General features: G+C 60.7%; 1 protein-coding gene. It reads left to right on the top strand.

What is annotated here, in order from left to right:
- Positions 1-250 precede the first annotated feature (250 nt).
- Positions 251-1,294, top strand: a complete 1,044-nt coding sequence (locus E4M07_RS28965; RefSeq protein ID WP_136661894.1) for an IS110 family transposase — start codon at positions 251-253, stop codon at positions 1,292-1,294.
- Positions 1,295-1,297 lie beyond the last annotated feature (3 nt).

The raw sequence follows: 1,297 nt of genomic DNA, 5'->3' as shown, positions 1-1,297 counted from the left end.
GGAGATGGCATGAATGGGGTGTGAGCGGTCATGCATCCCGACTCGGCTAGAGTGCCGGGATAGGCGGATAGGCTGCAGGCTGGATGTCTTTTTAGGGCATTGCGACCCTGTACAGGAGATTACCCGCCGCCTGCATCCGAACGACCAGCATGAGGCCCGGTTCGACCCGGTGACCTCGTATAGGAGTTTGGCCTGGCCGTTCACACCCCTTTGCAGGGTTCCGCCTCCCGCCAACGAGAGGATTTTAGCAATGGCTTTCATCGGTGTCGATCTCCACACGACGTCTTTCACGGTCTGCCGCCTTGCCGCGGACGGCAACGAGGTTTTTGAAACCTGCCAGCTGGCAGCGGCCGATCTGGACCGGTTCTGCCTGAGCCTTGATGCGGACGATGAGGTCGCCGTGGAAGCGACGGGCAATTCGGCCTGGTTCCGCGACGAAGTGATCGCCTGCGTTGGCCGTGTGGTGGTGGTCAACCCGAAGCAGTTCGGCGTGATCCGCAGGTCGGTGAAGAAGACGGACAGAAACGACGCCCGGGCCCTGGCCTTCTTTCTGTCAAAGGACATGCTGCCTGAGACCCGCGTCAAAACGGTGGCCGAAGGCGAACTGGCGTCGCTGACCCACACGCGCGACCTTCTGGTCAAGCAGCGCACCCGGCTTTTGAACAAGATCCACGCGCTCCACACCCGCCACGGCATCAAGCTGAAGAAGGAAAGCCTGGGCTCGAAGCGACGGCTCAATGCCCTGGAGACCGGCCGGTTCTCCAGCCTCGAACAGGTGGAACTGCGCATCGTGCGCGATCAGGCGCTCAGCCTGACGGATGCAATCGCCGAACTTGATCGCGAGATCGCCTCCGCCGCTGAGGCCATGGACGGATATGACGGGCTGATCTCGATCAAGGGTGTCGGGCCGCGCGCGGCAGCCGTATTCCTCTCCGGCATAGGCAACGTCGATGACTTCGAAGACGCGGACAAATTGGCCGCCTATGTGGGCATTGTCCCCCGCGTCAGCCAGTCAAGCGAGACTGACAACCGGGGCCGGATCACCAAACGCGGGAACAAACTGATGCGCACCACGCTGGTTCAGTGCACGTTCATTGCCATTCGTTACTCGGGCTACCTCAATGCCTTCTACCAACGGATCAAAGCCCGGCGCGGGGCCGGCAAGGCAATCATCGCCACAGCGCGCAAGTTGCTCGCGATCATCTACGACACACTGAAAAACGGCTGGGTCTTCGATGACTTTCCGGCATTCAAAATCGCGGGACAGAACAATCCTGCTGGACAATCATCATAGGAG

Source organism: Nitratireductor sp. XY-223 (genome assembly GCF_004959855.1).
GTDB lineage: Bacteria > Pseudomonadota > Alphaproteobacteria > Rhizobiales > Rhizobiaceae > Hoeflea_A.
Note: the sequence above shows the minus strand (reverse complement) of the source record. Positions and strands in the feature narration are given on the sequence as shown.

Excerpts from the sequence above, each read along its gene's own strand:
- E4M07_RS28965 (WP_136661894.1), top strand. The coding sequence starts at position 251 with ATGGCTTTCATCGGTGTCGATCTCCACACGACGTCTTTCACGGTCTGC.